1 pseudogene is annotated in these 553 nt (G+C 61.8%); it reads left to right on the forward strand.

Annotated elements, in window-relative coordinates:
* Window positions 1–38: 38 nt before the first annotated feature.
* Window positions 39–553, forward strand: a pseudogene (locus B2G71_RS23600) (IS3 family transposase); the annotation flags it as partial.

Genomic DNA, 553 nt, shown 5'->3' on the forward strand with positions numbered 1-553 from the left:
AAAAGCCACCGCGTATTTGACCTTTGGCCACTTCGTTCCGCCAGGGATGCAAAGTGAGATACGCGTTCGTTGCCGAGCATCGCACGCTGTTCCCGGTGCGCGCGATGTGCCGGTGTCTGCGCATCCAGCCCAGCGGCTTCTACGCCTGGTTGAAGAACCCGTTGAGCAGACGGGCGAAGGAAGATGCTCGGCAGACCGAGCTGCTCCGGCAGGCATGGGAAGACAGCGGCAAGGTCTATGGCTATCGCAAGCTGCATGACGACCTGCTCGATCAGGGCGAGACTTGCTGCCCGAACCGCGTGGCGCGTCTCGCCAGTCTGGCGGGTATTAAAGCGAGGATCGGCTACAAGCGCAGGCCGGGCAGCTATGGTGGCAAGCCATCCAGGGTGGTCGACAATACGCTGGCCCGCCAGTTCGATGTCGCGGCACCCGACAAGACATGGGTGACCGACATCACCTACATCAGGACGCAGGAGGGCTTTGCCTATCTGGCGGTGGTGATCGACCTTTACTCCCGCCGAGTGGTGGGCTGGTCGATGCAGAACCGCCAGAT

The organism is Novosphingobium sp. PC22D (assembly GCF_002556635.1).
Classification (GTDB): domain Bacteria; phylum Pseudomonadota; class Alphaproteobacteria; order Sphingomonadales; family Sphingomonadaceae; genus Novosphingobium.